General features: G+C 45.3%; 27 protein-coding genes and 1 pseudogene. 10 read left to right on the forward strand and 18 right to left on the reverse strand.

The window, feature by feature from the left end:
- The first annotated feature begins 652 nt into the window (after positions 1 to 652).
- A complete protein-coding gene (locus AAFP11_RS00540) occupies positions 653 to 4,180 on the forward strand; it encodes a hypothetical protein (protein ID WP_341735244.1) in 3,528 nt (1,175 codons plus the stop codon).
- Positions 4,181 to 4,512: 332 nt separating this feature from the next.
- On the opposite strand, the gene AAFP11_RS00545 is transcribed toward AAFP11_RS00540, so the two are convergent.
- The gene (locus tag AAFP11_RS00545) at positions 4,513 to 4,674 is read right to left on the reverse strand and encodes a hypothetical protein (protein WP_341735245.1); all 162 of its coding nucleotides are present in this window, start codon (positions 4,672 to 4,674) and stop codon (positions 4,513 to 4,515) included.
- Between AAFP11_RS00545 and AAFP11_RS00550 the strand changes: the two genes are divergently transcribed.
- The 4 genes from AAFP11_RS00550 to AAFP11_RS00565 all read left to right on the forward strand — a co-directional run bounded on the left by AAFP11_RS00550 (position 4,661) and on the right by AAFP11_RS00565 (position 8,427).
- Positions 4,661 to 7,465, forward strand: a complete 2,805-nt coding sequence (locus AAFP11_RS00550; protein WP_341735246.1) for a zinc-dependent metalloprotease — start codon at positions 4,661 to 4,663, stop codon at positions 7,463 to 7,465. The two genes, AAFP11_RS00545 and AAFP11_RS00550, sit on opposite strands and share 14 nt — an antisense overlap.
- 99 nt (positions 7,466 to 7,564) lie before the next feature.
- Positions 7,565 to 7,639: an element excision factor XisI family protein gene (locus AAFP11_RS00555; protein WP_341735392.1), complete on the forward strand. Its 75-nt coding sequence runs from the start codon at positions 7,565 to 7,567 to the stop codon at positions 7,637 to 7,639.
- A gap of 48 nt (positions 7,640 to 7,687) precedes the next feature.
- The gene (locus tag AAFP11_RS00560; protein WP_341735247.1) at positions 7,688 to 8,104 is read left to right on the forward strand and encodes an element excision factor XisH family protein; all 417 of its coding nucleotides are present in this window, start codon (positions 7,688 to 7,690) and stop codon (positions 8,102 to 8,104) included.
- Positions 8,092 to 8,427 carry a XisI protein gene (locus AAFP11_RS00565; RefSeq protein WP_341735248.1) on the forward strand — a complete coding sequence of 112 codons (336 nt, stop codon included), beginning with the start codon at positions 8,092 to 8,094 and terminating at the stop codon, positions 8,425 to 8,427. The genes AAFP11_RS00560 and AAFP11_RS00565 overlap by 13 nt, the downstream gene beginning before the upstream one ends.
- A 148-nt stretch (positions 8,428 to 8,575) precedes the next feature.
- Here the strand turns inward: AAFP11_RS00565 and AAFP11_RS00570 are convergent, their stop codons facing one another.
- The 13 genes and pseudogenes from AAFP11_RS00570 to AAFP11_RS00630 all read right to left on the reverse strand — a co-directional run bounded on the left by AAFP11_RS00570 (position 8,576) and on the right by AAFP11_RS00630 (position 14,286).
- Positions 8,576 to 9,277, reverse strand: a complete 702-nt coding sequence (locus AAFP11_RS00570) for an alpha-ketoglutarate-dependent dioxygenase AlkB (RefSeq protein WP_341735249.1) — start codon at positions 9,275 to 9,277, stop codon at positions 8,576 to 8,578.
- A gap of 1 nt (position 9,278) precedes the next feature.
- The gene (locus AAFP11_RS00575; protein WP_341735250.1) at positions 9,279 to 10,163 is read right to left on the reverse strand and encodes a hypothetical protein; all 885 of its coding nucleotides are present in this window, start codon (positions 10,161 to 10,163) and stop codon (positions 9,279 to 9,281) included.
- An 81-nt stretch (positions 10,164 to 10,244) separates the two neighbouring features.
- A pseudogene (locus AAFP11_RS00580) lies at positions 10,245 to 10,340 on the reverse strand (Uma2 family endonuclease); the annotation flags it as partial.
- A 50-nt stretch (positions 10,341 to 10,390) separates the two neighbouring features.
- Positions 10,391 to 10,747, reverse strand: a complete 357-nt coding sequence (locus tag AAFP11_RS00585; protein ID WP_341735251.1) for a DUF5615 family PIN-like protein — start codon at positions 10,745 to 10,747, stop codon at positions 10,391 to 10,393.
- Positions 10,747 to 10,992, reverse strand: a complete 246-nt coding sequence (locus AAFP11_RS00590; RefSeq protein WP_341735252.1) for a DUF433 domain-containing protein — start codon at positions 10,990 to 10,992, stop codon at positions 10,747 to 10,749. The genes AAFP11_RS00585 and AAFP11_RS00590 overlap by 1 nt, the downstream gene beginning before the upstream one ends.
- 110 nt (positions 10,993 to 11,102) lie before the next feature.
- On the reverse strand, positions 11,103 to 11,372 hold the full coding sequence (locus AAFP11_RS00595; protein ID WP_341735253.1) for a hypothetical protein: 270 nt from the start codon (positions 11,370 to 11,372) through the stop codon (positions 11,103 to 11,105).
- Complete coding sequence (locus tag AAFP11_RS00600) at positions 11,369 to 11,599, reverse strand: hypothetical protein (protein WP_341735254.1); 231 nt, start codon at positions 11,597 to 11,599, stop codon at positions 11,369 to 11,371. The genes AAFP11_RS00595 and AAFP11_RS00600 overlap by 4 nt, the downstream gene beginning before the upstream one ends.
- Positions 11,600 to 11,717: 118 nt before the next feature.
- Entirely contained in the window at positions 11,718 to 11,960 is a 243-nt protein-coding gene (locus tag AAFP11_RS00605; protein ID WP_341735255.1) for a DUF4926 domain-containing protein, read from the reverse strand.
- A 58-nt stretch (positions 11,961 to 12,018) separates the two neighbouring features.
- Positions 12,019 to 12,219, reverse strand: a complete 201-nt coding sequence (locus tag AAFP11_RS00610; protein ID WP_341735256.1) for a DUF2283 domain-containing protein — start codon at positions 12,217 to 12,219, stop codon at positions 12,019 to 12,021.
- The gene (locus AAFP11_RS00615; RefSeq protein ID WP_341735257.1) at positions 12,209 to 12,475 is read right to left on the reverse strand and encodes a DUF4258 domain-containing protein; all 267 of its coding nucleotides are present in this window, start codon (positions 12,473 to 12,475) and stop codon (positions 12,209 to 12,211) included. Before AAFP11_RS00615 ends, AAFP11_RS00610 begins: the two co-directional genes overlap by 11 nt.
- 66 nt (positions 12,476 to 12,541) lie before the next feature.
- The gene (locus AAFP11_RS00620) at positions 12,542 to 13,111 is read right to left on the reverse strand and encodes a Uma2 family endonuclease (RefSeq protein ID WP_341735258.1); all 570 of its coding nucleotides are present in this window, start codon (positions 13,109 to 13,111) and stop codon (positions 12,542 to 12,544) included.
- Positions 13,112 to 13,184: 73 nt separating this feature from the next.
- Complete coding sequence (locus tag AAFP11_RS00625) at positions 13,185 to 13,775, reverse strand: Uma2 family endonuclease (protein ID WP_341735259.1); 591 nt, start codon at positions 13,773 to 13,775, stop codon at positions 13,185 to 13,187.
- A 265-nt stretch (positions 13,776 to 14,040) separates the two neighbouring features.
- A complete protein-coding gene (locus AAFP11_RS00630) occupies positions 14,041 to 14,286 on the reverse strand; it encodes a hypothetical protein (protein WP_341735260.1) in 246 nt (81 codons plus the stop codon).
- 52 nt (positions 14,287 to 14,338) lie between these two features.
- On the opposite strand from AAFP11_RS00630, the gene AAFP11_RS00635 reads away from it, so the two are divergent.
- Positions 14,339 to 14,827 (forward strand): DUF29 domain-containing protein, encoded by a 489-nt coding sequence (locus AAFP11_RS00635; RefSeq protein ID WP_341735261.1) that lies wholly within the window; start codon positions 14,339 to 14,341, stop codon positions 14,825 to 14,827.
- A 41-nt stretch (positions 14,828 to 14,868) separates the two neighbouring features.
- On the opposite strand, the gene AAFP11_RS00640 is transcribed toward AAFP11_RS00635, so the two are convergent.
- The 4 genes from AAFP11_RS00640 to AAFP11_RS00655 all read right to left on the reverse strand — a co-directional run bounded on the left by AAFP11_RS00640 (position 14,869) and on the right by AAFP11_RS00655 (position 17,828).
- Positions 14,869 to 15,219 carry a hypothetical protein gene (locus AAFP11_RS00640; RefSeq protein ID WP_341735262.1) on the reverse strand — a complete coding sequence of 117 codons (351 nt, stop codon included), beginning with the start codon at positions 15,217 to 15,219 and terminating at the stop codon, positions 14,869 to 14,871.
- Positions 15,220 to 15,238: 19 nt separating this feature from the next.
- Positions 15,239 to 15,643, reverse strand: coding sequence for a hypothetical protein (locus AAFP11_RS00645; protein WP_341735263.1), 405 nt, complete (start codon positions 15,641 to 15,643; stop codon positions 15,239 to 15,241).
- A gap of 86 nt (positions 15,644 to 15,729) precedes the next feature.
- On the reverse strand, positions 15,730 to 16,707 hold the full coding sequence (locus AAFP11_RS00650) for a heme o synthase (RefSeq protein ID WP_341735264.1): 978 nt from the start codon (positions 16,705 to 16,707) through the stop codon (positions 15,730 to 15,732).
- A gap of 209 nt (positions 16,708 to 16,916) precedes the next feature.
- Positions 16,917 to 17,828 (reverse strand): heme A synthase, encoded by a 912-nt coding sequence (locus AAFP11_RS00655; RefSeq protein ID WP_341735265.1) that lies wholly within the window; start codon positions 17,826 to 17,828, stop codon positions 16,917 to 16,919.
- A gap of 515 nt (positions 17,829 to 18,343) precedes the next feature.
- Here AAFP11_RS00655 and AAFP11_RS00660 point away from each other — a divergent pair.
- The 4 genes from AAFP11_RS00660 (at position 18,344) to AAFP11_RS00675 (ending at position 24,380) form a co-directional block, all read left to right on the forward strand.
- A complete protein-coding gene (locus AAFP11_RS00660) occupies positions 18,344 to 19,390 on the forward strand; it encodes a cytochrome c oxidase subunit II (RefSeq protein ID WP_341735266.1) in 1,047 nt (348 codons plus the stop codon).
- A gap of 376 nt (positions 19,391 to 19,766) precedes the next feature.
- Entirely contained in the window at positions 19,767 to 21,521 is a 1,755-nt protein-coding gene (gene ctaD / locus AAFP11_RS00665; protein WP_341735267.1) for a cytochrome c oxidase subunit I, read from the forward strand.
- Positions 21,522 to 21,696: 175 nt separating this feature from the next.
- Positions 21,697 to 22,338 carry a heme-copper oxidase subunit III gene (locus AAFP11_RS00670; RefSeq protein WP_341735268.1) on the forward strand — a complete coding sequence of 214 codons (642 nt, stop codon included), beginning with the start codon at positions 21,697 to 21,699 and terminating at the stop codon, positions 22,336 to 22,338.
- A 608-nt stretch (positions 22,339 to 22,946) separates the two neighbouring features.
- Positions 22,947 to 24,380 (forward strand): ABC transporter substrate-binding protein, encoded by a 1,434-nt coding sequence (locus AAFP11_RS00675; protein ID WP_341735269.1) that lies wholly within the window; start codon positions 22,947 to 22,949, stop codon positions 24,378 to 24,380.
- Positions 24,381 to 24,456 lie beyond the last annotated feature (76 nt).

Here is a 24,456-nt window from a genome sequence, read left to right on the forward strand (position 1 = left end):
CAACTTAACAAAATACTGTAAATATAGTAGCTGGCTGTCCTCTTCCTTGAGACAGCTATCCGCTAAACACTGGACAAAAGTGGACGAGATAGCCAGTCTAAGTCTTTAACTAGGCTACGTTAGTAAGGTCACGACACCTACGAGTGCTTTCCAGCTTGTAGCTATGTCGCCGGAGATTAAACATCTCTATTTAGCTAAGGAAGTGTTTCCGGCACGACAAGCCTCGCTAACATTGACGAGGAAAACATTACCGGAGAAATCCGAGGGGGATTTATCCCCAAGAAACGCCCCATTGAGGCGGGTCTTCACAGAACAATATCAATAGCCTCTATCCTGTGATGCCAGCAGGTATGCCAAAAAGAATGACCACTTTTGAGGTGCCAAGGTTTTCTTTTGTATGCTGAGTCCACGTTTGTCCAATTAATTGGCGATTAGAGGCGTAGCGATCGGCAGTCGGGAATTCAAAATGCCTATGCAGACGGTTTGCCGGGGATTGAAATTGCTCAATAAGCGTCAATGTCGAAATCCCGTAAGGGAGTAACTAGGAAATCTAAGAAGTGATTCTTAGAAGCTCTGTACCTTCAGGTGGGAGTGATGTCACTGAATTCTTTAATCTAAAATCTACAATCAGAAATCTAAAATCGGTAGCCCCATGTTGAATGCGAACGGGAGCATATTGGCAGATAATCGATCGGCCGCGTCGCAATGGGCGCAAGCAGCTTTGGGGCTTCCCGAAGTTCAGTTACAAGTGCGGTTGCGAGGCAATCACCTGCACATTTTGTGCGAAGCAGCGCTCTGTCCGTCCCAGGAATTGGTGACGGCGAGATTCACATCGGCGATCGCCCAAACAGATTTCACTCGACTCCTAGCGCCCGATCGACCAAAAATTTACCAATTATTTCTGTGCGGGCGCAAACTCGGTTCCCGCCAAAATGATTGGACAGTCAGGCTCGATTGCAGCAGCCCCCAAAAACAGGAAAATGACGCAACCGTTGCGGAACCACCAGCACCGACAATTCCCCCCGACGAACCGCCCACAGAGGCTCCAAAAGGAGGATTTTTCGGGAAATTCCGCAATCAAAACCGCAAACTCAAACAAATCTCCAATCCTGTCGCACCCCCCACCACCGCCCCACAGTTGCGGGAAGAACTCGAATTTGATGCGGAAACTCCCGCCAAAGCCTCCGGGATTGAATACCGAGAACTGTTTGAAACTGCTCCTGTGACGATCGACACTTCAGCCAGTTCTAGTTTCAGTCCCCCCGTGGCAGTACACGGACATGAAACAACCCAGCAGCATGAGAACCGTGGCGCAGTAGCCCTGATTCAATCCCCCCAACCAGCGATCGGCGACACCGCCAAGACATCAACGCTGACACTGCCGGTGGAAAGTTTGGCGAAGCGGGGCTATCCAGATGCGATCGCCAGTTATTTGAGCGAAATTCTAGGACCGATGGGAGTTTCGGTCAAAGTTAGCATCCGCGAAAAAGAACTCCCTGACAGCCCCGAAACCGATGATTCCGAGACACGGGAACATCTCAAAACCATCGACAGGCGACTGCTGGTGCTATGCGAATCAGGATACAGCCCCGATCCATCCTTGCTAGCAGAACCCACCGCCGGCAGGCTGCGGAAGCTCAAACTAGAAAATTTCCGAGATGCGGTAATTGTCAGCCAAGTCAGCGGCGAAGCCAAGCCAGACTGGATGCTGCGGGTAGACTTAACACCACCAGACAAAATTCTCAAAGCCTGGGCCCGCTGGGGAGATGTCCAGTCGATCGCCAAACTGTTAAACCTACACTTGGCACCATCGCAAGTGGAAGTGCGAGCAACCCTGAAAGAATCAACCCTACACCTGTTTTGTAGCAAGGCTGTCGGCAAAGGGCAAAAGCAGAAAGCACCACCCTACCCAGACAAACAGCAAACAGCCGACGCGATCGCCCCCATGCTTGCCTCCTTCGCGCCCCAGGGCATTCATGGAGCCACTCTCTACGGTGTTAAAGCAGTCAGCGATAGCAAAGCCCAGCCAGATTCCCCAGGGTGGATAGACTGGGTGGACTTGCCGGCGGCTCATCATCCAGACTTGGCTCCAAGCCCCAGAACTTTAGCAGCCGAGGGCGATCGCTCAGCCCTGACTTTTTTATTAAACAGGTTGCTCAACCCCAATCTCAAACGTAAGTTAGAAACAGGCGGTATCCGGGCTGTCGTACTCCAAAAAGACGACGTACTCCACATCATGACCGAATCTCTGACTTGCCCTTCTCAGTCCAAGGTGGGCCCACCAGTGGTGAAGTTCTTGCGGGAGTTAAAAATTCCCGGAGTAGCAGGAGTGCGAGTCTACGGGCGTCGCGCGGGCCAAAAAATACCTTTGTGGCGTTACGGACTCAATCTCACAACGGCGACTAGCCAGGAATCAGCACCCACAGCAGCCTCCGTGGACTCCCAACTGGTGGTGTTTGAAAAAGAGCCGGTGCCGGAGTTCGCTACATCAGCCACCGATGGGACTTTTTCGAGTTTGGGCGAAAATTTAGTGTTTCCTGGGGATGCCAAACCCTCTGGCTGGCATCGGGGCTTAAAAATCCGACTCCCAGGCTACAACCTAGGGGAGCGATTAGTTCCAGCTTTGGTACAGCCCCTTGTGGCTTCCGGTTTATTTGTTCCCAATGATGGTTTGTCAACTTCTGTGGCTGGTTCTACCAGTGTCAGAGCCGATCGCGCCGCGGGTATTGCTTTGGTTTGGGCGATCGCTGGCTGTCTGTTGACTTTCAATAGCGATTGGTTACTTGGTCAATTTGTGAAATATACGACGGTCAGTGCAGCTCCTAGGGCGATGTTGGCGTGCAGCGACCAAAATTGTCAAAATTCAAGTGTCAAGCCTGAGAGCGACGTTAAAACCCCTGTGGTGAGTCCAGCATCCCCCGTGGCTCCCCAGTCTCAGGAGGTGAATTTGCCTCAAATACCCTTGGAACCCTCGCCCTTGGCGAAGGGGGAAGAGGCTTTCAATGGTTCTGGGTTTACCAAGCCAGGGAAGATCGCCGTTCCTGTAGTTGAGGCCCCTCCTGCTATGGTTTATCCTACTTTGAGGAGCGAGCAGCTAGACGCTCAAATAGCTCGATATCAAGAGTATATCCGTCAGCATCAAAGACCGCCGGATATCTTAATTGTGGGCAGTTCTAGGGCGCTGCGGGGCATCGATCCGGGAGTTCTGGAAACCGCTTTGGCCGCTGGGGGCTATCCGGGGCTCAAAGCTTACAATTTTGGGGTGAATGGGGCGACTCTTCAGGTTGTAGATTCGATCGTGCGCCGGATTTTGCCACCACAACAATTGCCGAAATTGCTGGTTTTAGCCGATGGGGCGAGGGCTTTAAATAGCGGTAGGCCTGATTTGACTTTTAGTGCGATCGCTTCTTCTGAAGGCTACAGACAATTAGCCCGTGGTAGTTTTCTGATCCGCACTAATCAATTAGAAACGGAAGTATCGAAGGAAGTCACGAATAATCCGGTGGCGGCTGTCGCTGCATTGGCTCACAATTTCGAGCAGAGTCAAGCTAATGTTCAGCAATTGGTTAATCAAAAGTTGGTGGAGACTTCTGCAACTTACAAAAAGCGCGATCGACTCAAGGACTTTTTGCGATCGCTAGTCAATCCATCGGCCAGGGCCTTAATCAATAGCAACGAAACCGAGACACCCTCCAACCAAACAGCCGAAAATCCCCAGAAAACTCCTGTTGAGCCCAAAGAAATCAGCGATTTTAAACCAAACGGCTTTTTGCCGATCGATGTCCGTTTCAATCCCGATACTTACTTTGAGAAACACGCCAGAGTATCGGGGTATTACGACTCTGACTATCAAGACTTTAAATTAATCGGCGAACAAACTGTAGCACTCAAAAATCTGCTCGAATTTACCAAAGTTCGCAACATCAATCTGGTGTTTGTGAATATGCCTTTAACCGAAGATTACTTAGACCCGGTGCGGACAGCTTACGAACAGGAATTCCGACAACATATGCAACAGTTAGCAGCTCAAACAGGATTAATTTTCCGAGATAATAGTTTATTATGGCCGCAGGCACGGGAATCTTTTTCCGACCCTAGCCACCTCAACCGCTACGGGGCGATCGCCGTTTCTAAACAATTAGCTCAAGATCCAATGATTCCTTGGCCTGTTAAAAAGTAGTTTATCAATCAGGAAGGAAGAACCCCCCTACCCCCAAAGCTGTTTCATTCTCTTGTAGGGGCCGCAAAGTGGCTGCCCCCCAATCCCTGAAACACATTCAAAATCGTCTGTGAGGGGGTACGCACAGGGGCACTACCCCTACAAAACGATGATTTGTCTCAGAATGAAACAGCCGGGCCCTTGGCGGGGGGGTGATATTAATTCCGGTTGTATCGGAATGATTAAACCTTACTAGGACACAGAGGACACAGAGAAAGAGAAGAGAGAAATAATAATTCCGATGTCAACGGATTTGATATGACTTCTCCCTGAATTTCCCCCCTTGGGGGGGGTTATTCTTCCTTCTTCCTTCTTCCTTCTTCCTTCTTCCTTCTTCCTTCTTCCTTCTTCCTTCTTCCTTCAATAACAAACATGAAAAATCTGACATCTACTAAAAACAGCACAAATCCACCACCTAAAAATCCCCGAAAAAATAGGCCTTTGATATTTTTCATACTATCCCTAGCATTTTTCCTATTCAGCTTATATCAAGGTTTATTTTTACCCTATTCCCTATCAGCACCAGGGCCAGGAAAAGAACAAAATAGCGAACAATCCTTGCAACCCTTCGATGAAGTCATCAAAGACACCAAAAAATCCGAAGGAATGTTTACCCTATATACCAACAAAACCACAGATAAAGTCTATCTAGAAATTAAGCCAGAACAACTAAATAAAAAATTCCTCTGCTTTGTCACCCTAGCTTCCGGCTTAGGAGAAGCAGGAATTTTGAGTGGACTTCCCTTCGGAGACTTCTTATTTCAACTGCGAAAACTCCAAAATAACGTACAATTTGTAATTCCAAATATCAACTTTCGCACCAGTCCTGGCGATCCACAAACAGGTTCCGTAGAACGAGCATTTAGCGAGTCGATCCTGTATTCTTTACCCCTCAAAAGCATTCACCCCCAAAGACAAACTCTGCTGATAGACTTGGGTGATTTGCTGATGAACGAAAAGCGTGACTTGCCAGGGGTAAAATCATTTTTACCGATGATTTTAGGTGCATCTTATTCACTAGATGCTGACAAATCTTACTTTAAGGAAGTGAAAGCCTTTCCCTTAAATGTAGAGATTACTTCTGTCTACGGTTTTTCCAGCGACAATGACAGTTCCGTCAACTATTTACCATCAATTCCTGACAGTCGAGCTTTCAATCTTCGCATTCACTACAGTTTCTCAGAAGTGCCATTAAATAATGGCTATCGCCCCAGATTCGCGGACGAAAGAGTTGGTTATTTTATCACAGCATATAAAGACTTTTCTGACAATAGCAGCCGGGAGCCTTTTGTGCGCTATATCAATCGCTGGCATTTACAAAAACAAATTCCCACTGCTCCGATTTCACCGCCAGTGCAGCCGATCGTCTTTTGGATTGAAAACAATGTACCTCTGGAATACCGCAACGCTATCCGTGAGGGCATTTTGGAATGGAATAAGGCTTTTGAAAAGGCGGGATTCCGTGACGCAATTCAGGTCAAACAGATGCCGGATAATGCGAAATGGGACCCGGCTGATGTTCGCTACAATACTATTCGCTGGTCGAGTTCCTTCGATCCTGAATTTGCTGGTCTGGGCCCCTCTCGCACTAACCCGCTGACTGGAGAAATTTTGGATGCGGATATTTTGTTAGATGCTAATATTGTCAGACAAATTAAACAGGGCTATCGGTCTTTGGTGCAACAAAATCGCTCGGTGGCTAAGAGTTTTCAAGGGCAAAATGGCTCTAACACAAATCCTTGTCAGTTCGGGATGTATTCTCGCTATTTGAGAGTGCTGGGAAAGGATAATTTAGGCACTGGCAATAAAGAAAATTCGACTGGTGAACTGGTTGATGATTTACCAACTTTGGTGGAAAGATATCAACAGCAAAAGCGATCGCCTGTGTCGCGGTTGATGTCGGATTCTGATTTGTGCTTTGGGTTGGAATCGGGCCAACAATTTGCCATGGGTGCAATGTCCATGTCTCTGTTGGGTAATGGGACACCTAATAGTTCGGAAATTGAGGATTATGTGAATCAATATATCCGATTTTTGACTGCTCACGAAGTCGGTCACACTTTGGGTTTGAGGCACAATTTTCACGGTAGTACGATGCTGCAACCGGAGGAGTTGAATAATACTCAGTTAACTCGCACTCAAGGTTTGGTGGCGTCGGTGATGGATTATGTGCCGATTAATTTGGCGGCACCGGGAACTGTACAGGGCGATTATTACCCCATGATTGTGGGGCCTTATGATGATTGGGCGATCGAGTATGGTTACAAGGTGCTTGGTGCTGTCAATCCCAGTAGCGAATTGCCAATGTTACAGGAAATTGCCAGTCGTGCTGCGGAACCGCAATTAGCTTATGCGCCGGATGAAGATGCTGTTGATATTCTCGATCCGGCTGCTAATACTTTCGATCTTAGTGCCAATATGCTCGCTTATTCCCAGTTGCAATTGGAGAATGCTAGGGTGATGTGGAAGCGTTTGGAAAGCAGAATTCCGGTTGGGGATGATGGTTATAATGAACTGCGGGTGATGTTTGATTCGGTGTTTGGATATTATGTTCAGCAGGTGATGAATGCTACTTTGTATGTGGGGGGAGAGTCGTTTAATCGAAGTCGCCCTAGCGATCCGAAGGGGAAATTGCCCTTTGTACCGATCGCACTTAGTCAGCAGCGAGAAGCATTAGCAACGCTGGATAAATACGTTTTTGCACCGGATGCGTTTAGTTTTGCACCCCAGTTGCTGAATAAATTAGCGCCCTCTCGTTGGAATCACTGGGGAAGTCCGGCTTTGGTGTTTCCTTTAGATTATCCCATTGGCGATCGCATTACTTTTTTACAGCGGTTTGTATTGCGGGTTTTACTCTCTCCAGAGCGGCTGGTGAGACTGCGGGATGCGGAATTAAAATCGGCACCCCAAAGTGCTCTGAAGTTGCCGGAAGTGTTCGATACTTTACAACAGGATATTTGGCAAGAAGTTTTCCATCCTAAGAATAAACAAATTGAGATTTCGACTTTTAGGCGTTCTTTGCAGCGGGAACATTTGGCAATTTTGATCGGTATGGTGTTGCGAAAAACGAGTGTTCCTGAAGATGCGCGGACTTTGGCTTGGTACGAGTTGCGGCAGTTGCGGGAGGGTTTGAGTAAAACTATTCGCAGTTTGGATCGGAATGGGGATGCTTATATGCGGGCTCATTTGGAGGAAACGCGCGATCGCATTTCTAAGGTTTTGAACGCACAGATTCAGTCGAATTAATTGGGGGTCGAGAAACCGGGTTTTTACGATAATATTTCGTTGTAGCCATAGATTTGGTAAAAAACCCGGTTTCTTAGAATCTCAGTCAAGGCCGCTGGCGTGCCCAAAGACCACATTGTTCTGGCTTTCCATCCACCGGAAGTTCGAGAGTATACTGGATATGCGATCGCGTAACCTCTGCGGAACTTATGTGGTATATGATAAATAAACATAACAGCCCCTATGCCTGCCAAAGACTTTTATCACGATACTGTCTGCACCGCCCTCATCAAAGACGGTTGGACAATTACTAACGATCCTTTCAAGCTCAGAGTTGGCGGACGTTCAGTATACGTTGATTTGGGCGCAAAAAAGCTCTTCGCAGCCGAGAAGCAAGGGCGCAAAATTGCCGTTGAAATCAAAAGCTTCCTCGACCCATCACTTGTCAGCGAGTTAGAAAAGGCACTCGGTCAATACGATTTATACTATCTGATTATGGAGGATGAAGATCCAGAACGAGTCCTTTACCTAGCAATCGCCCAAACCGTATTTGAAGGTTTTTTCTCAGAGGAGATATGTCAAATGGTACTTCGTAAAAAGAGCATTAACCTGATTATTTTTGATTCAGAAACAGAGGAGATTGTTCAATGGATAGACTAAAATTTTATCAAGATACAGTTGAGAAAATTCTCAAAGATCATGCTGCTATCTCTTATAGTCATGGCGACATTCAACAATATGTCATCATTGATGCCGATCGGACTCATTTTTTACTCTTCAATGAAGGTTGGGATCGTAAAAAGCGCGTTCACGGTTGCGTCACCCATGTCCAAATTATCGGAGACAAAATTTGGATTCACTATGACGGGATTGAGGACGGCATTACGGTTGAACTCGTCGCGGCTGGCGTGCCCAAAGACCACATTGTTCTGGCTTTCCATCCACCGGAAGTGCGAGAGTATACTGGATATGCGATCGCATAGTTTCTCGTCTTGACCAAGATTTTAGATAACATCAGCAGTCAATTTCCCCATTTATAACTATCGTCCAAATGCTACATATTGAGATTATGAATCAAAAACTATGGCCGAACTAAAACTCCGATCAAAATATCCAGATTCACTCATAAGATTAATTTTTAGTTATTATTACTTTTCTAAACGTTAAGGAAACACGGCGTTCTCGTGTAATTGTTTGCCCGTGAAAATGATCTACTTTTCTAGCAGGTATACTGTGCGTCCATTTATACCTAGCATCATCTTTTAAGACAACGATACTTCTAGGCTCAAGCAGTACAGGTATTTTTTCACCTGTTGGTACTCCTGTGAAATTCATAACACAAGCAGAGCCAAGACTCAGAGAAATAATTGTGTCAGTAAAACAAGGTACACAATCAATATGACTGCTAATACCTTGTCCCGGTTGGTATTCATTGACGATAACCTGATCGGGTAGTTCACTGATAATATTTCCATCATAGAACCTGTATGCCAAATTTGATGCCCAGTCTGGCAATGGGCCTATATGCAGGGAACGATCTATTGCTCGTGCCTTATAGTTATACTTATACCCATAGTGCTGCACTCGTCTTTTCAAATCTGAAAGCCAAGGCTGACTATCTATCTGTTTGAGGAGAAAATCATGGTCGGATTGGGTTATGAAATCGGGTACATACTTTAACCCGCTTATATCAGCAATTTCGCTCCCAGAATAAGTAGTCTCTTTTTCGGTAATTTTGGGAAACAAATCTAGTTCTAGTTGCTGAAACTCTGGCGTCGCTCCGGCTGAAATTGTTTTTTTATTACCGCGTGATTTTTGGCTCGAAATAACCATATTATTTACTTACAAGGGTTTCAAAATGTAATTTTATCTCGGTAAACTCTCCTTCTTTCACTCTACCTGTAGTGTTACGATAACTCAGTATTGCTTTTTGCTCCACTACTGGACATAATTTTTTTTGAAAAAAGCTTTTGCTTTTAAATTCGTCCCACTTACTATTTAAAAAACCTGGGATGGGATTTTGATAGAACAAGCATATTTTGTGAGATTTATTGGTGTCTAGTATTTTTTCCACCAACTGAGCTAGATTGCTTACATCTAACGTACTGCTAGCAAACAGATATGAATAATTTAAGACAATTAGATAGTCTTGATATTTCCCACTTGAAAGATATGTAGCGATCAATTTTAATATATAATCATGGTCTTCGTAGGATTCCAAAAAATTAAAAGTGCAGCCTCTCCATGCTTGACGTTGGCTGATTTCTGTCGCTTTGCGAATCATAGCTTCAGAGTTATCAATACCTATATAATGGAAGTCAAGTTGCTTGTCCTTGTCAAGAGAGCGATAGTACCAAGCAAGAGCAACACCTGAAGTTAGTGGACCACAACCAAAATCAATAAAAACTATGTTTTTACTAGGGTTTAGAATGTACTCCTTAAGCAATGAGTCACTTGAAGTGAAGACATGAAAGCTACTTACAATGTGCATTTGCATATAGTAGTAGCAGTAAATAATAACTTTATCGTGTGGAGTCAAACCATTAAAGCCTTTGTTGAAATCAGCCCTTCCTCGTTCTAAAATTTGTTTTGTGTGATAGTGACCATCTTGTTTAAGAACCTCACGCTTCCAGGCTTCTGTGTTTCTAGGGTTATCGAATGGGTTATTTACCACTTTTTGTAAAAATTTATTTAGATCGTCTGGTGTTTCGTAGTCCATTTCCCTTCAAATTTTATAAGTACGCCCTACCTAGCATAACCCAGGTAGGGGCATCACCTCAAACCTTAATGCACCAAACAGTCGATAATCCTCAAACTTATCACCCCGATCGAATTTTTGCGTCGAAGGTGACAGCACCTCAGCAATTAACTTGGGATAGCGCTTCACATACCCATCGTCACCCAAAGCCTGCCTCAATCCACACAACTACCTGCTTCCGGCAAAAACTACGGTAGCGGGCGTTGACGAATTTGATCGCGCTCCACCACCGTAAACCATTCCTCAAATTGCAATCCTTCGGTTTGTAATAAATTTAACAATATTGATGCTGGTTCTTCCGGCGTGTGAGGACGAAACCGCAAATAAATGACACCTCTTGGCGATCGCAACCGCAAACGATAAATGAGTTCGCCATAATCGCGATCGAACGTCAAAATCACCCTTTGCTCATTCGCCGCACGAGCCAAAACCTCGGAATCCTCAATTCCTGGAGAATCCTCTGTTACTGAAGCAATTTCAAGATCCGCTTGTCGTAGCAGTCGCACACTCTGTAGTGGAAAGTTTTCATTGGCCAGAAACCGCATTAACTTGCCTCAGCAAAGAGTAAAGGTGTGTAAAATACGTCTTCTTTGAGGCATTCCGCCGCAAAAGCAAACACTGCTTGGATAGATTCAGAATTCAGCGTTGGGTAGTTTTCGATAACTTGTTGCTCAGTCCAACCTTCTGAAAACAACCCTAGAATAAACTCCACTGATATTCGTGTTCCCTTAATTACAGGCTTACCAAGCAGAATTTTAGGATTTGAATGAATGTATGCTTTCCAGTTCATAGCCAGTTTGCCTCTATGAAGTTTTCATCTATTTTGAAACCTGTATCTCTAGCTTACTTCATTTATCGCCCCAAACTCACACCGCGATATAATTCTGCGATCGCCTTAAACTACATCCGTTTCAGTAATTCATCGTACTCGTCGTGTGCACCAATCCAGTACCAGTAAATACGATCGGCTTCCAATAAACCTAAAACACGATAATTGATACTGACACGAGCAGAATAAATCGGTTGCTTCTGACTGACTCGCTTGAACTGAAGACTTGGATGATCAGGATTTTCCTGCCAAAGGGCATAAGCTTTATCGGCTTGTTCCTGAACTGATGCAGGAAGACTCTCTAGCCGCGTGCGAAATGACCTTGTAACACTTGATTTCATTTTTCTGTTGGAAAAACCTCATCAAGTGGAACCGTTTCTCCTCCCGCAATTTCTTGACGTACCATTGCAGCCATCTGATCCCATTGATCGTCTGTCGTGTCAGCAAAACGAGTTTCCCATTTTTGCTCGTCCTGCAACTCTGCCAAAAACCGAGCCGCGATCGCATCTTGCCGATCGGGTGGGAGTTTTTGGATTTGGGCGATCGCCTGTTGAAGGAGTTCAGTCATGATTTTGTTTGAAACCTTTGTCTCTAGCTTACTTCATTTATCGATCGAAATTCACGTCGCGATGTAGTTGTGCGATCGCCACTTCAAGCTCAATACTCTGTAAAGTATTATTTGTAGGTTAGGCGTAGGCAGGAAGTGGCTCATAAACAAGTTGCATAAGTTTTTCTGAGCCCACGGTTTCCATTGCATAGGTATTACCTTGAGCATCGGCAAAATCTACTAGATAAGCGCGATCGTCAAAGCTCATGAGAATAGTGCCAACTTGTCCGGGCCGGAGCAAAATCGGCTGAGAGGTTTCTTTATGGATTGCCTGAATTTCTGCGGTCAAGGCAACAACATCATACTCGTGTAACGTCATCATAGTATCCTCGCTTATTAAGCTGACGATATTGCCGTGCCACCTCGATAAAACGCATCAACTAAGTTGCGATCGTTAGCATGAGCTCTTGAGGATTCAACAGTTGACGTTTGGAGGCATTGAGAAATTCGATGCTAACTGGTTCGTTATTTTCGTCATAACTGACAATTACGCCTCCCGGTTCAGAAATAGCATTGGCTGGAAACGCATCACGGAAGATAAAAATTAGAATGTCTGATTCTGCATCGTATTTAACTTTCATCGGTATTCTCCTGCCAATATCGCTTAACTTGATTTGTCCAGTACAGAGTTAAAATTCGCCTGGTTTTGCCAATTTCAACAAAGGGTACTCTCAGAAGACCGTTGCCTCGTTTGATTTGAGCCACCAAGACATCATCTTCCACTATAATCTGTTGAGGATTGGTGAGGGCCGCCTCAACCTCTTCCCTGGAAATTTTCAATCGCTCTTCCCATTGTAGCTGACGTTCCTGGGCGTGTTTTGTCCAAACAATTTGCATATCTCCTCATACTCCCGATTCCTCTGTAGCTTCCATTTTAAAACCTTTGTCTCTAGCTTACTTGATTTATCGCTCGAAACTCACACCGCGATATAATTCTGCGATCGCAACTTCCAGCTCAATACTCTGTAACATCACTAAATCACCCGCACCATAAACCACCGTTTCCCAACGTTCCCCACTCCCATCTTTCACCCGACGGCGACACTCAACTCGCATCTCATCCTGCGCGATTAAAACATACTCTTCCAAGGATTCCAACTGTTGATAATCCTCAAACTTATCAGTGCGATCGAACTTTTTAGTCGAAGGAGACAGCACCTCAGCAATTAACTTAGGATAGCGCTTCACATAGCGATCGCTCTTATCGCGCGGATCGCACGTCACAAAGGCATCGGGATAGTAGAAAAACGCATCCGCATAATTCACCTTTACGTCACCGGAAAAAAACTGACAGTCCCCATCACGCAGGTGAAAATTAATAACCGTTAAAAAATTAATCGCGATACGGCTATGATCGTCGCTACCTCCCGCCATTGCGTATACTAAACCGCGTCGATATTCATGGCGGACTGTATTGTCATGTTCGATGGAAAGGTACTCTTCGGGGCTAAATCCAGAGGGGATGGCAATCATAGTATGGCTGGCAATTTTGATACTTTAATTGTAGCGAGTATTGTCTGAAATCTTTGTCTATAGCTTACTTCATTTATCTCTCCAAACTCACACCGCGATATAATTCTGCGATCGCAACTTCAAGATCAATACTCTGTAACATCACGATATCGCCCGCACCATAAACCACCGTTTCCCAACGTTCCCCAGTTCCATCTTTCACCCGACGGCGACACTCCACTCGCATCTCATCCTGCGCGATTAAAACATACTCTTCCAATGATTCCAACAGTCGATAATCCTCAAACTTATCAGTGCGATCCTCTTCGAGGGCTTCGCTAACGAACTTTTTAGTCGAAGGAGACAGCACCTCAGCAATCAACTTAGGATAGCGCTTGACATAGCGATCGCTCTTATCGCGCGGATCGCACGTCACAAACGCATCGGGATAATAGAAAAACTCATCCGCATAATTCACCTTGACATCACCGGAAAAAAACTGACAGTCCCCATCACGCAGATGAAAATTAATAGCCGTTAAAAGATTAATCGCAAGACGGCTATGATCGTCGCTACCTCCCGCCATTGCGTAAACTAAACCGCGCCGATATTCATGCCGGATAGTATTCTCATGTTCGATGGAAAGGTACTCTTCGGGGCTAAATCCAGAGGGGATGGCAATCATGGTGTTGCAGGCAAATTTAATAGCTTAATTATAGCGATTTGCGACCACTATCAGGTATTATTTGTTCGTCCAAGGCAACAACATCATACTCGTGTAATACCAATTTAATGTGAAGTTGCACATATCTCGATCCCCCTAAATCCCCCTTAAGAAGGGGGACTTTGAGAAGATTCTTGTCCCCCCCTTCTTAAGGGGGGCTAGGGGGGATCGGATTCTATGCAGCCTCATAAAAAATTGGTATAACGTCTTCATAATTATGATTATACTATACTATAATAGATTTATTTGCCCGCCCGGCCATGTATCGATCGAAAGTTGTGTAATCTCCAGCTTTGTAATCAGCACGAGCTGCTTGAATTTCGGCAATGTCTTCTGTAGAATTATCCTCATTCGCGAATAGTTCAGCTTCCAAAAATTCCCAGATTTTGTATCTTTCAGCAATTCCCAGTGACGAAATAGCTTCCAGCAGTGATTGAAATGAGATGTCTACTTTCACGGTATTCTCAGCCATCAGGACTTTCCTCCACTTTTAATTTTATACTATGCTAGAACCAAACCCAAAAATGGCAAAGCAACCGATGCCTATACTAAACCTCTACGAGACAGATTTCTACGCTTGGACACAGGAACAAGCAACATTACTCCGTAGCAAACATTGGAGTCAAATCGACTTGCCAAACCTGATTGAGGAGATTGAATCTTTGGGTAAGCAGCAACGCCAGGAACTTCGTAACCGTTTGAGCGTGTTGATTGGGCATATGCTGAAATGGGAATATCAATCACAAAATCGTAGTCGGAGTTGGCTGGCAACTCTTCGCATACAGCGTCGCGATACGTTACGGCTACTCAAAGATAACCCAAGCCTCAAGTCTTATCTTGATGATGCACTCCAAGAATCTTATGAGAATGCCAGAGACTTGGCAATGGGAGAAACTGAACTACCAGAGCAAACCTTCCCTTTGAGTTGTCCTTATAGTTTGACTAAGATTTTAGACGATCGCTTTTATCCTGGTGAACCGAGTGAATTGGTAGATAATTCAGACTTTATTTAACCGCAGATTAAAGCAGATGCAGAAAGGGACGATCGTTATGATTATGATTGAGTGACAGCAATTAATTGACTTGGTTCTGCAACTTCTTTTTGCAGCTTTTTACTAAAATAAATCACTTCATAGTCTGGCGCTAGTTCCTGACGTAGCTGATGCCATATACTAATTCCTTCTTGCTCAAAAGTCTCTTGAGCTTCCTCACTAGCGAACCCTGATGAAGCTGGATCGTTCCAATTGAGAGTTGCTTCGTAACTTGTGATCCAAGCAAGCAAGCGCCTGAGAATTTTTTGACTTAAAGGTAATGTCGTTGGTTCGATATTGCCAATTCTCCCAGGAGAAGCCCACCACAACGGATGGCTGCCATAGTCAGCATTTAGTTTAATGATTTCTTTCATGTTCATTCATCTTAATTTGTTAAAGGGAAGCGGGGTTAGCACAAACTAAATAACCGTTGCTACCGACTGTCACTGCGATGAGCTGAATTTTACTCTTAAAAGTGACTTGATAAATTGGTCGAGTTGGAGATTGATAACCTAAAATTTCACCGCATATCACAGCCTCCATCACTGCATCTGGGATTTCTGCTTCAGATATGTCTCTTGCTGCAAAATCTCGCCTGTGGTTGTTCACAATATGTTGGAGGCCAGAGGCAGAGTTTCCTATTTCCAAGAATACTATTGTACCATCAATTAGCTTGGCTATCCGAAGTATTGCTTCAGAATTATGTTTAATTCTGGCTTGCCTGAGTTCGTCAATGAGGGCAACTTTTTCCTCGCTCGGTTCAATAGGTTGTGAGATTTCATTTTCCGAGTTTTTCAATGGCGATTACCTCTGTCCAATTTATAGATATCACAAGAATACCGAGAGCCCCGACTTCTTTAAGAAATCGGGGCTCTAACAGAAAACTACATCACAACTGCACTAATCAAAGTGTGCACATTGTGGACAACAGCAGTAGTAAAGTTGTGAGTCGCAGGTAAACTATCCACTACGATTCCAGCGCACAATAGCATCAGATACAGAATAGAGTATTTAAAGAGCGATCGCGCCACGTTCTTATCCTCTGGAGTCTGCAACAGCAACCAAGCTTTTTGGGCAAAAATAACACCCAGGAAAATCGCAGTACCAGCGTACACGGGCCCAGCTAAATTCAGCGGATAAACTAGCAGCAAAGTTGCAGGAAGCATCAATAACGTGTAAATCCAAATTTGGCGGGCTGTCTCTTCGTCGCCCTCAATTACTGGCAACATCGGCACGCCTACTCCCTCGTATTCGTCGCGAATCATCATGGCTAATGCCCAAAAATGTGGTGGTGTCCACAGGAAGATGATCCCAAACAACATCCACGCACCCCAACTCAAATCTCCTGTCACCGCAGCCCACCCAACTAACGGGGGAATCGCCCCTGCTGCACCACCGATGACGATGTTTTGGACGCTGTGACGCTTCAGCCAGTGGGTGTAAATTAGGACGTAGAAAACGATGCCTGACATGGCTAGCAATGCTGATAATAAGTTGGCAACTACTGCCAGTAATGTAAAGGATATTGTCGCTAGGGCGATCGCAAAAATCAAAGCATCCCGTTTCTTGACACGCCCCGAAGGAATCGGCCGCCAGCGGGTGCGCTCCATAATATAATCGATGTCGCTATCGTAAACACAATTAATCGTATTAGCAGACGCGGAAGCCAAAGCCCCTCCAGTAATAGTTGATACCAGCAATAGCGGATCGACTTCTCCTTTGGCGGCCATCCACATTCCGGCTGATGTGGTGATTAGCAACAGTAAAATAATTCTGGGTTTTGTGAGTTGATAGTAACTTTTCACTACTTGCGAAAAGTTTTCATGGAGGCGAGGGCTATGGTTTGTAAGAACTTCTTGCATCGGTGATTAATGGTTAGTTGTTAGTTGCGGTGCCCTGAGCGAAGTCGAAGGGTCACTTGTGGTCATTTTTCATGGGCTGTAGGGGCGGGTTTTACGAGAGATATTTGTTGTAGGTAAAAAGATTGATAAACCCGCCCATCTTAGTCCGCGGAGGCGGACTTCGTTTGTGTAGTAGCGGTTTCAACCGCCGATTAATCAACCCGCCCATTTCAAGCTGATAAAACCCGATCGCGCCACGACAAAACACTAAAGGCTACCAAGGTTCCCAACAAAGCAGCGCCGACAGCTTGGTGGGCGACTGTCAGGGGTTCTACCTGAAGGTGCAGCCGGAAAGTTGCTAATCCCAAAACTAATTGAGCAATTAAGCAAACACTGGCTAAATTCCCTAATTTTCGCAAGTTTGCACTTAGTGCGGGCTGTCGCCAAGCCATGATTGCTACAGCTAAAGTGGCTGCGGTGGCTGGTACTACGCCGATGATGTGGCTGTTCATTACTGAGCACAATTCTGAGGAACCAAAACATTGGTGCAGCGCCCATCTAGAGCCTACTAATGCTCCTAGCAAACTTTGCAGGTAAACTAACAATGCTGCGATCGCACTTACCCAAGCTAATTTACCCGTATTGCCTGTAGCTTCGTAGGGAGTTAGCATGAAACCGATGACTAATAGGGAACAAAAAAACAGTAAAGCTGTTCCCAAATGAGCGGTAACGATGTCAAATCTGAGCAGTTGTGTGACTGTCAAGCCGCCCAATATGCCTTGAAAAACGATGAGAAATACTGCCCCAGCGCTTGCCCAAGGGAGCCATTTTGGGAGGCGGCTGCGGTAAAACAAAGATAGTCCTAAAAGGGCGATCGCACTTAAGCCGATCGCCGCCGCATCCAAACGGTGAAACCATTCCAAAAATACCTGCAAATTCATTTGCGCTGCGGGGATTAATTGACCGTAGCACAGCGGCCAATCCGGGCAAGCGAGCCCCGCGTTCATCACCCGCGTGGCACTGCCTACAGCCATTAATAGCCAGGTGGCGATCGCTATTTTCCACACTAGGCCGCGGACAATATCTTTTGGCTGCCACTGCACTCCCGCTGCGGTTGGCTGATTTAAAACTGAGTTTGCCATGAATCTTACCTGAGCCTTTGTTATCGATGGAGCTTAAATATTGAACTTTTTTTCCTGCTGGGTTTCTCCGAGCTTAACACTGTTTTTCATAGAAAAACCGTCCATCTATTTGAGATTTTAGATTTGAGATTTTAGATTGGAGGACTGAATAATTCACCTTATGTTACAAAAGATTTCTGTTATTTTGCTAAACTTAAAAAAAGCTTAATCTTTGCCCCCAACCCTTTATACTTAAACAATCTCCTCAAGTCCAGCTTTCTCACCAAAAATAAAGATTTAATTAAGAAAAACTATTTATCAAATAATTGTGATAAATGATACTGAAATTAAAAATTTAAAACTAAACAGCATCAAAAAACTTAAAAAATAGCATTAATCACAAACTAAATTTAGCTGATTGTTCTACCCTAGTAGGAGTAGGACGGCTAGTAAAACCGCAGTCAACAAATTAAACAAGCCGTAAGCCAGCGACTCCTCAGTCCAGGCGTCGCAGCCCTTACTCAAGGAGTTCCAGGATGGAAAAAGAAACAAGCAAAATACCGGCTTCGCTGTTGACCCTAGTTGGTGGGCTCGCGATCGCAGCTATCAGCTTCTGGTATGGTCAAAACAACCACCTCATGCCAGGGCAAGCATCAGAACAAGCACCACTGGTAGACGATTTTTTTAACGTGATGATCACGATCGCCACAGCCCTATTTATAGTGGTAGAAGGTGCGATCGTCTATTTTGCGATCAAATTTCGCTACCGCCCCGGAGACGAAACCGATGGCATACCCGTTAGCGAAAACTTTGCCTTAGAAATCTTCTGGACGGCAATACCCGCAATTCTGGTCATCGGTGTCGGCATCTACAGCGTCGAAGTTTTTAGAGATATGGGAGGCTTCGATCCGGGCGGCAGTCAGGTGATGGCTCACGTTCACGACTCCACCCACGCAGGCCATAAAATGCCGAAAGGCAGCGCAATGGCCGCTCCCCTGATCGCCGACTCAGGAAGCGCGGCATCAGAAATGGCCGCAGAAATGGGTGGCACACCAACCGCCAAATACGGTTTTGGAGCCAAACCCTCCGAGACAGGCAAATTCGCAGGCCTGACAGTCAACGTCACTGGGATGCAGTACGCCTGGATTTTTAACTATCCCGACAGCGGAGTCACCTCTGGGGAACTCCATGTACCCACTGGTAAATCCGTTCAGCTCAACCTTTCCGCCGTTGACGTGATTCACTCATTCTGGGTGCCCCAATTCCGGCTCAAACAAGATGCGATTCCCGGAATTCCCACCGAATTGCGGTTCGTCGCCACCACGCCCGGTGACTATCCCGTATATTGTGCGGAACTTTGTGGCGGCTACCACGGCGCAATGCGGACTCGCGTGATTGTTCACACTCCTGAAGAATACGACAGTTGGCTCAAAGAAAGTCTGATTGCTCAAGAGCTCGATATCGATCGCGCGATCGCAGTTAATCCTGCTAATTTGTCAGAATCGGAATTTCTAGTTCCTTACGTTAGCGACATGGGAATTAAACCCGAAACCGTCGCTCAACTGCAACCGACTAGGAATTAAAACAACCAAATTAAAAATTAAAAATGCCACAAGCAATTCAACATTTTTAATTTTTAAAGCGAAGCTTTTCCCGCTCGCCCTTCGACTTCGCTCAGGATAAACTCAGTTGAAGGGTCGATGTGTTGCAGTGTCCTTGGACTTTCTTCCTGAATTTCCCCCCTTGGGGGGTGATATCAATTCCGGTTGTATCGGAGTGATTTAACCGCGAAGGCGCGAAGGACGCGAAGGAAGAGAAGAGAGAGTTTAATACAGGACGATGAAAAGATGATTTTATATGACTTCTTCTTTCTTCCTTCTTCCTTCTTCTTTCTTCCTTCTTCTTTCTTCCTTCTTCCTTCTTCCTTCTTCCTTCTAATTAAAATTCCCAAAATATCAAATGGCACAAGCACAACTTCCAGTAAATACCCCGCCCAAAATTCAAGGCGACACTTACTCACACCATCACACAGCATGGAAATGGTATGACTACTTTACTTTCAACGTTGACCACAAAGTAATTGGTATTCAATACCTAGTAACAGCCTTTATTTTCTACCTGATTGGCGGATTAATGGCGATGGCGATGCGGGCGGAACTCTACACCCCCGATTCCGACTTTATGGACCCGAACCTCTACAACGCTTTCCTGACCAACCACGGGACGATCATGATTTTCCTGTGGATCGTGCCAGCGGCGATCGGCGGATTCGGCAACTTTTTAATCCCGTTGATGCTGGGCGCTAGAGACATGGCGTTTCCGAAGCTCAACGCGATCGCCTTTTGGGTGAATCCCCCCGCCGGCATCATCCTCATGAGCAGCTTCTTCTTCGGAGGAGCTCAATCTGGTTGGACATCCTATCCGCCGCTGAGCGTGATTACAGCCAACACCGCTCAATCAATGTGGATTTTGTCGATCGTCCTAGCAGGAACATCCTCAATTTTAGGCTCGCTCAACTTTGTTGTCACCATCCTCAAGATGAAAGTTCCCAGCATGAAATGGGATCAACTTCCCCTATTTTGTTGGTCAATTTTGGCAACTTCTGTGCTCGCACTGGTATCAACTCCAGTATTAGCAGTGGGCTTGACATTGCTGCTGTTTGACATCAACTTCGGCACCTCATTCTACAAACCAGACGCAGGCGGCAACGTCATTATTTATCAACACTTATTCTGGTTTTATTCCCACCCGGCAGTTTATTTGATGATTCTGCCCATCTTCGGGATCATGTCCGAAGTTATCCCAGTTCACGCGCGTAAACCGATTTTTGGCTATAAGGCGATCGCCTATTCTAGCTTAGCAATTTGCCTAGTCGGATTGTTCGTTTGGGTGCACCATATGTTCACCAGCGGTACACCTCCCTGGATGCGGATGTTCTTCACCGTTTCCACCCTAATTGTGGCAGTTCCGACAGGTGTGAAGATTTTCGGCTGGACAGCTACCCTGTGGGGCGGTAAAATCCGTTACACCAGTGCGATGTTATTTGCGATCGGGCTATTAATGATGTTCGTCTTCGGCGGATTGACCGGAGTCACATTAGGCACTGCACCCTTCGACGTCCACGTACACGACAGCTACTACGTCGTCGGCCACTTCCACTACGTCCTCTTTGGCGGTTCAGTCTTCGGCCTCTACGCCGGAATTTACCACTGGTTCCCCAAAATCACCGGTCGGATGTACAACGAAACCTGGGGCCGCATTCACTTCGTCCTCACCTTCATCGGCACCAACCTCACCTTCTTACCCATGCACCAATTGGGCCTGCAAGGAATGCCCCGCCGGATTGCCATGTATGACCCGCAATTCGAGTCGTTGAATAAGATTTGCACCTACGGTTCAATTCTGCTCGGATTTTCGGTACTTCCCTTCTTCTTCAACATCATTTGGAGTTGGATGTACGGGCCGAAAGCTAGCAGCAACCCTTGGGAAGCTTTGACTTTGGAATGGACAACTGCTTCGCCACCAATCATTGAAAACTGGGAAGTATTGCCCGTAATCACTCACGGCCCCTACGACTACGGGATGAATAATTTCGTTCCGAACATCGATCATTTAGGCGTCCTGATTCCCGCAGGTAATCAAAAACCAGTTGCAATTTCTCAGGCTGCATCCGCATCGGATGCCAACAAAAATGGTGATGATGGCAACGGATGATAGTTGACATCCGACAGGGACTGAAGTCCCTGTCTAATAGCGAAAGTCCTCTAAAGAGGACTAATGAGTTGAAAATTCTTCTCTTCAGTCCTCTTTGAGAGGACTTGCGCTTTGAGGCAGGGGTTTAAACCCCTGCCGGACTATTAGTTTCACCTGTTCAATATTGGAGACTTTTATGCAAGGTTCAACAATTGATAGCCCAGAAAGTGTACTCAACTCGTCAGTTCCCCCAGTAGCCGCAGCCAGCGCCGCGGAACACCACGAAGAACACCAAGATTTGCGAATGTTCGGACTCGTGACTTTTCTGATTTCTGAATCCTTGATGTTTGGAGGGCTTTTTGCCACCTACTTATTATTGCGCGCTGGTGCCGAATCTTGGCCACCGGAAGGCACAGAAGTAGAATTACTGTTGCCGACAATCAACACAATTATTCTGGTTTCCAGCAGTTTTGTGATTCACTTTGGCGACAGTGCGGTGAAAAAGAATGATATCAAAGGAATGCGGCTTTGGTACGCCATTACTGCTTTGATGGGCATTGTTTTCTTAGGAGGTCAGGTTTACGAATACATGACCTTGGGTTACGGTTTGACTGAGAATATCTTTTCTAACTGTTTCTACTTGATGACCGGTTTCCACGGTTTGCACGTTTTTCTTGGTATCTGCTTAATTTTGGGCGTGCTCTGGCGGAGTCGCCGCGAGGGCCATTACTCAAATGTGAAGCACACAGGTATCGAAATGGCAGAAATTTACTGGCACTTCGTGGACATTATTTGGATTGTTTTGTTCTTGCTAATTTACGTCCTCACTCTTTTCTAAGGTAGTAGTAGACTCAGCAAAAAACCCCCAGCCTTGGGGGTTTTTTATTTTTTTATGCTTGCAGTTTCTTGGGTGGTTTAAAACCCCGTTCATATCGTTTCCGGCTACATCGTCAGGTGATATCGTTTCCGGCTGCATCGGAATGATTTAACCTTACTAGAACGCAGAGAACACAGAGGGAGATAAGAGAGATGAATAATTCCGATGTTACCGGATTTGATATGATTTAACCGCAGAGAACACAGAGGACACAGAGGGAGAGAATAGAGAGATGAATAATTCAGATGCTACCGGATTTGATATCAATAGTCAAACTTTCGTCTACCTCAGCAGACAAGCAAGATTGAGGGATATTTAAGCCTGTTGCTATATCAGCAGTCGGGTTTCTGGCTATAATGTTTTGTAAAAATATGATGACTTATATAGCCTTTCTCAGAAAGAGGAGGTACGATCGAGAATTGGTAATAGGTAATTGGTAATGCCCTATACTTCGACAACGCTGGAGCCCAAGTACCCTAGGCCCCATACTTCGACTTGGTTCAGCCGCAGACAAGTTGATTTACTAATCAAAAATATACAAATTATCCACAATTTAAAATTTTACACCCATGTCTCAAAAAAATGAAACAGTTATTCTAGTGTTATCCTTAGCAATTACCATGGGGCTAGCCAGTGCAGGTATTTGGTGGCTGACAAAGAGTAAAGACATCAATTTAGGGAGTAAGTCTTCGGAAAAATTGATTTCTGACAATTCCACAACAGCCAATGCTTCGCAATCACAACAGTCCATTGAGCAGCGTTTGAGCCTAGGAGAAAAACTGTTAATTCCAGGGGGAGCAACGACTAAAAAACAAGAAGCTGTAGCGGCGATCGCCTCTAGCAACTACAACACAGCTATTTCGACTCTAGAAGCCTCCCTACAAACAAATCGCAACGATCCAGAAGCCTTAATTTATCTCAATAACGCCCGGATTGGCGACAAAAAATCCTATACTATTGCTGTGGCTGTTCCCATTGGTAGCGATATCAATGCAGCTCAAGAAATTCTACGGGGCGTGGCTCAAGCTCAAAATGAAATCAACCAAAGTGGTGGGATTAGCGGTATTCCTTTAAAAGTGCTGATTGCTAATGATGATAATAACCCAGAGATAGCCTCCAAAATAGCCAGTGATTTAGCCAGAAAATCGGAAATTTTAGGAGTAGTCGGACATTTTGGCTCTGATGTCACCCTCGCAGCCAGTAAGGTTTATCAACAAAATCAATTAGTAGCAATTTCTCCTACCAGTACCTCTGTACAACTCTCTGGGGTTGGTAGTAATATATTTCGGACAGTACCGAGCGATCGATTTGCGGCTAATGCTCTTTCTCGCTATATGTTAGGAAAATTGAAAAAGCAAAAAGTTGTGATTTTTTTTAATTCGACCAGCAGTTACAGCAACTCTTTAAAAAATGAATTTACCACGGCTATCTACGCAGATGGAGGACAAATTATATCGGAGTTTGATTTAGCTAACGGCAATTTTAATGCTGCTGATAGCGTTGAAAAGGCGATCGCCCAAGGAGCAGAAGCTATCATGTTAGCATCAAACTCTAGCACCATAGAGCAAGCTTTGCAAGTAGTGAAATTCAACGCGAAACGGTTGCCATTATTAGCCGGAGATGGCGCTTATACGGCTAAAATACTACAAATTGGTGCAGGGGGAGCAACAGGTATGACGATCGCAGTTCCTTGGCACATTCTGGCAGATCCCCAGTCCAGTTTTCCCCAAGCATCAAAACTTTTGTGGAATGCTGAAGTCAGTTGGCGTACAGCTTTAGCCTACGACGCGGCGAAAGCTTTAATTGCTGGTTTACAGGTGAATCCGACTCGTAGCGGTATTCAAAAAGCTCTCTCAGCGTCGGATTTTTCGGTAATGGGGGCGAATGGTGCGATTCGATTTTTAGCTTCGGGCGATCGCAATCAAGCCGTTCAGTTAGTAACTGTGCAACCGGGAAATCGCACCAGTTACGGTTATGATTTTGTACCGATATCTGGTTTGTGAGCTATTCGTGAGTGTGGAATGTAGGTTATAAATTGATAATTAGGGATAATTTATATTAAAATAGAACAACAAGTTT

It is taken from the genome of Microcoleus sp. CAWBG640, assembly GCF_020883015.1.
Classification (GTDB): Bacteria; Cyanobacteriota; Cyanobacteriia; order Cyanobacteriales; family Microcoleaceae; genus Microcoleus; species Microcoleus anatoxicus.